Source organism: Geoglobus sp. (assembly GCF_054018175.1).
The window spans coordinates 1-5,092 of record NZ_JBPLZQ010000062.1; the positions used below are offsets into that span (position 1 = coordinate 1).

Annotated in this window: 6 protein-coding genes; all 6 read left to right on the plus strand. The window is 51.6% G+C overall.

The features are described from left to right. The coding region (locus ACXJJC_RS05090) for a DUF61 family protein (RefSeq protein WP_456369851.1) at nucleotides 1-321 on the plus strand (321 nt) is incomplete at its 5' end. Between the two features lie 53 nt (nucleotides 322-374). Continuing rightward, nucleotides 375-1,220 (plus strand): SDH family Clp fold serine proteinase, encoded by an 846-nt coding sequence (locus tag ACXJJC_RS05095; RefSeq protein ID WP_456369852.1) that lies wholly within the window; start codon nucleotides 375-377, stop codon nucleotides 1,218-1,220. A 170-nt stretch (nucleotides 1,221-1,390) separates the two neighbouring features. Next, nucleotides 1,391-1,624 carry a MoaD/ThiS family protein gene (locus tag ACXJJC_RS05100; protein ID WP_456369854.1) on the plus strand — a complete coding sequence of 78 codons (234 nt, stop codon included), beginning with the start codon at nucleotides 1,391-1,393 and terminating at the stop codon, nucleotides 1,622-1,624. Between the two features lies 1 nt (nucleotide 1,625). Next, the gene (locus ACXJJC_RS05105) at nucleotides 1,626-2,792 is read left to right on the plus strand and encodes a molybdopterin molybdotransferase MoeA (RefSeq protein ID WP_456369855.1); all 1,167 of its coding nucleotides are present in this window, start codon (nucleotides 1,626-1,628) and stop codon (nucleotides 2,790-2,792) included. Between the two features lie 97 nt (nucleotides 2,793-2,889). Then, entirely contained in the window at nucleotides 2,890-3,219 is a 330-nt protein-coding gene (gene ahaH, locus ACXJJC_RS05110; protein ID WP_456369857.1) for an ATP synthase archaeal subunit H, read from the plus strand. After that, on the plus strand, nucleotides 3,212-5,092 hold a 1,881-nt coding region (locus ACXJJC_RS05115), incomplete at its 3' end, for a V-type ATP synthase subunit I (RefSeq protein WP_456369858.1). The genes ahaH and ACXJJC_RS05115, both read left to right, overlap by 8 nt.

Genomic DNA, 5,092 nt, shown 5'->3' on the forward strand with positions numbered 1-5,092 from the left:
GCGCTGCTCGAGATGGACAGCCCGTCCATAAGGGCGAGAGACGGTCAGGAGTACGATCTCGACAGGGATGAACTGGAGTTCATAGCCAGCCACGTGGATGAATACGAGTGGGACAGGTTCTTCATTCCCATAATCCTGGAGATGACCAACCTCGGGAGCGAGTATGTCGTTTACGTCAGGGACAGGAGGCATGCCGACTTCATAGAAAGGGCTTTCGGGTTCGACAGGTATGTCGAGGGCACGATGATGCTCTACGTTTACGAGATGCACAGGATTCGCAGGAAGCTGAGGACCGCAAGCCAGGTGATGTTCCGGGTGTGAGTGACTGGCGGATAGCGATTGACTTTTATAATAATTAATGCAGATTTCCGCACATGTACGATGCATACTCCCTCAGCGGAATCTTCTGGCTGCTGATCTTTCTCTACCTGATCTTCATGCCGCAGATGAAACACCAGATGCTCGTTTCCGCGAGAAAGAGGCTCATGGAGAAGATTGGAGAAAAAAGGGGAAGCAACGTCATCACGATGATACACAGGCAGGAAAGCATAGGATTCCTCGGCATTCCCGTTTACAGGTACATAGACATCGACGACTCGGAAAAGGTGCTGAGGGCGATAAGGAGCACGCCAAAAGACAGGCCAATAGACCTGATCATCCATACGCCCGGTGGACTCGTTCTCGCCGCAACCCAGATCGCCAAAGCGCTTCACGACCATCCAGCAAAAACAACAGTCATAGTCCCCCACTATGCCATGAGCGGCGGGACTCTCATCGCTCTTGCAGCGGACGAGATAGTGATGGATCCCCACGCAGTTCTCGGACCTGTAGATCCGCAGCTCATGAACTATCCGGCACCGTCAATCTTGAAGGCCGTTGAGAAGAAGGACCTGAAGGACGTGGACGATCAAACCCTCATAATGGCTGACATTGCGGAGAAGGCGATAAACCAGGTGAGGGACTTCGTTTTCTCGCTTCTTAAGGACAAACTCGGGGAGGAGAGGGCAAGAGAGGTGGCGAAAGTACTCACAGAAGGGAGGTGGACTCACGACTACCCGCTGACCGTCGAGACGATCCGGGAGTTTGGTCTCAACGTCTCCACGGAAGTACCTCCCGAGGTTTACGAGCTCATGGATCTCTATCAACAGCCCATAATGCAGAGACATCCAGGTGTGGAGTTCGTACCGAGCCATGGTGACAGGGGGAGGGCCGGAAAGTAGCCTGGCAACCTTTAAAGTTTTCACACGCCACGCCAGTTCCCCTCCTGCAGAAGGGGGAGATGAGCGGTGATATCGTGTTCGTGGAGGTCGCACCGTAAAACAGCGAAAGGCTTGAGAATCGTATTTCCAATACTCTGGCTGCAGTTCGCAGGTAAAAAGGGTGGTAGCAGGTGGTGAGGGTAAAGCTGTTTGCAAACTTCCGTGAGATTGCAGGAGCGAAGGAGCTTGAGGTGGATGCAAAAACCCTGGGCGAGCTGATGGAATTGCTAAAATCGAGGTACCCGCAGTTCGAAAAGCTCTATGAATACTCGATCGTGATGGTGAACGGAAGGGTGGTGGAGGGCGATGAGGTGCTTGACGAGAAAGATGTAGTCGCCCTTCTCCCTCCCGTAAGTGGTGGTTGAGATGCTCTTCGAAAACCTGACGAGTGTCGAGGATGCGAGGAGGATACTCCTCGAAAACGTGCGTGAGTTTGGGAAGGGAGATGCAGAGGAGGTACCGCTGGAAAGGGCACACATGAGGGTCCTCGCCGAGGATGTTTTCTCTCAGATAGACATCCCCCACTACAACCGGGCGGCGATGGACGGGTATGCTGTCAGGAGTGACGACGTCAGGCAGGCTGGCAGGACCAGCCCCGTAATTCTCGAGATCGGGAAGGACGCGGTTTGGGTGCATACGGGGGATGCAGTCCCTGAGGGCTTCGATGCGGTGGTGAAAGCCGAAGATACTGAGGAGTTCGGCGGAAAGGTAGCTGTGTACAAGGCTGTCAGAAAGCATGAAAACGTTGGGCTTGCAGGAGAAGATGTTAAAAGGGGTGACGCAGTAGCGAGAAGGGGGGAACTGCTGAGAGCACACCACTTAGCCCTTCTGAGGTCTGCTGGTGTCGAGGAGGTCAGGGTTTTCAGGAAGCCGAGGGTTCTCGTCATTCCAACCGGGGACGAGCTGGTCAGACCCGGCGAGGAGCTCGTGGAGGGGAAGGTTTATGAGAGCAATGGAATAATGATTTCTTCATACCTGAGGGAGTGGGGTGCGAGCGTCGATGTCTCTGACATTGTGCCAGACGACAGGGAGTCAATACTGAACGCTCTCTCCGATGCTCACGAATACGACATCGTGGTGACGACAGGCGGGACGTCTGTCGGGAAAAGGGATATGATGTATCCGGTGTTACAGGAGCTTGGTCAGGTGCTGTTCAGAGGGATCTCTCTGAGGCCCGGAAAACCAACTGTGGCAGGGCTGATAGGGTCCACCCCGGTTCTCGCTCTTCCCGGATTTCCGGCGGCATGCGTGGCATCGGCGTTCCTCCTCCTGAAACCTGCGGTGAGGAAGATGCTTCACGCCGGAGAGGAGCTATCCTACATGGCAAAGCTCTCAGAAGACGTTTACTCCAAGGCAGGATTCACGAGTTTTGTGAGGGTGAGGGTGGACTTCTCCAGCATGGTCGCCCGCCCCATTTCCTCCTACGGTTCCGGCATACTGAGCAGCATCACAAAGGCGAATGGGTATACGATAATTGACGAGAACACGGAAGTTGTTGAAGCGGGCGAGATGGTTAGAGTATATCCGTTATAGCAGCCTTTAACGATCGTTAAAAAAGAAAATCCTTAAATATCATTTCAATCACGACAGGTTGAGGCCCTTAGTATCATCTTTTATGGGGTGAAACGGCATGGAGAAAACAGAGATCCTTAAAAAAATAAAGGAGACTGAGCAGAAAATCGAGGAAGAGATAAAACAGGCGGAAGAAGAGAAAAAGAGGAAGATTTTCGCTGCAAAGGAGGAAGCGAGGAAGATCCTTGAGGATGCAAACAAAGAGGCCGAGAGGGTAAGGCAGGAAATTCTGGAGAAGGCAAAGGCAGAGGTGGAGAAGGAGAAGGAGAAGATCAGGGAGCAGAAGCTCGCTGAGATAAACGAGATGGTCAGAAAGGGTGAATCGAGAATTGATGATGTTGTGAATGATCTGTACAGTGAATTTGTGAGGATGATCGAAAATGCTTGAGCCTGTAAGGATGGTTAAGGTATCTGTAGTGGGGCCGAAGGAGTACTTGGAGGCCACTTCAGACATCCTTTACAGGCTCAACAGGATCCACATTGAGGACTACGGGGAGGAGGATGAGTACTTCAGAATTGGTGAACCGCTCGAGAAGGCCTCGAAACTCTCCAAGTTCCTCGTTACTGTAAGGTCTCTCCTCTCTCACGCTGGTGTTAAGGACGGTTACGAACCAAGGAAAGTGTTCAGCGTGAAGGAACTCGATAGAGAGCTCGACAGGAAAGTTTCAGAGCTTGAGGAACTAATAAATTCGAGGGTTAGCAGGATCAAGGAAGTGGAAGACCGGATCAGGAGGATAGAGGATGAGAGGAGGAGCATATATCCTCTGAAGTCTCTCGGCGTGCCTGCAAACCTTCTCCAGGGATACAGGAGCCTCGAAGTCTTCGTCGGTTATGTGAGGGCAAATCCGTTTGAGAGGATTACTGAAGTTACGAAGGACTTTGAGATCTTCACGGGAGAGCACGACGGTGAACTCGTCGTGGCAGTTTTCGTCAGAAAGGAAAAAGCTGACGATGTATTCAAGGTCCTTCAGGAGTTCGCATTTAGGGAGATATCTGTTCCCGAAATTGATGCTGACTACGATGAAAGGCTGAGCCAGCTCGACGATGAGGAGAGAAAGCTGAAGGAAGAGCTCGAGAAGCTCAGCCAGGAGATAGAGAGGTACGAAAGTGAGAACCTCGACCTTCTCCTTGCTCTTGAGGAGCACCTCAGCATAGAGCTCGAGAAAAGCGAGCTTCCACTTAGGGCGGCAACATCAAAGTACGCGTTTGTGCTCGTTGGCTACGTTCCGGAGGAGTCTTACGAGGAGTTTGAAAGGACCATCAGGACCGAGACTGGTGGCAAAGTTGTCGCGCTGAAGATAAGCGACGAGAGGTTCGAGCCACCAACTGCGATGAAAAACCCCGGATTCGCGAAACCGTTTGAACTTCTGACGACTTCCTACGCGGTGCCGAAGTACAACGAGATAGACCCCACTCTGATAATGTCCATACTCTTTCCGATATTCTTCGGCTTCATGCTCGGCGATATTGGTTACGGCATTGTCATCCTCGCGCTCGGACTATGGCTGTCGACCAAGTTCAAAACGGAGGGCTGGCAGGCACTTCTGAAGGTTCTGAACTATTCGGCGATCTCCACAATAGTGTTCGGGTTCGTTTACGGAGAGTTCTTTGGATTTGAACTGTTTGGTCATAAAACGGTGTTCGCTAAACTTTTAGGACATGAGAGCGAGATCGCACACATATTTACTGAACTGCCCCATGTCAATAGACTTGAGAAGGCACCGGCAATTCTTGTCCTGACCATTGCCATAGGTGTTCTTCACATGGCACTTGCCTACATAATAGGCATCAGAAATGTCGCCAAAGAGCATGGCTGGAAGCACGCGATCGAGGAGAAATTTAACTGGCTCATGGCTTTGATCAGCATAGCACTGATTATAGCGGGCTTCATAATGAACAACATGGCAGGAAAGACAGCCTTTGAGCTAAACCCTGCCTACATCGCGGCAGTGCCGTTCATAATCATCTGGGCTGTTCTGACCATCATAGGCGAGGGACCAATGTTCCTGATCGAGTATCTGACGCTGCTTAGCAACACGATAAGTTACGCGCGATTGCTGGCTGTGGGACTCGCGAGTGTTGGATTTGCTGTGGCCTTCAACTACATGGCCTTTGAGATGCTCTGGCCTTCGGGACCGGTAGGGATTATAGCTGCAATCATCGTCTTCGCACTCGGGCATGTGATTAACATTCTCCTCGGGATACTTGATCCGGGGTTGCAGAGTCTCCGATTGCACTATGTGGAGTTTTTTGTGAAGTTT

Excerpts from the sequence above, each read along its gene's own strand:
- ACXJJC_RS05105 (WP_456369855.1), top strand. The coding sequence starts at position 1,626 with ATGCTCTTCGAAAACCTGACGAGTGTCGAGGATGCGAGGAGGATACTC.
- ahaH (WP_456369857.1), top strand. The coding sequence starts at position 2,890 with ATGGAGAAAACAGAGATCCTTAAAAAAATAAAGGAGACTGAGCAGAAA.
- ACXJJC_RS05095 (WP_456369852.1), top strand. The coding sequence starts at position 375 with ATGTACGATGCATACTCCCTCAGCGGAATCTTCTGGCTGCTGATCTTT.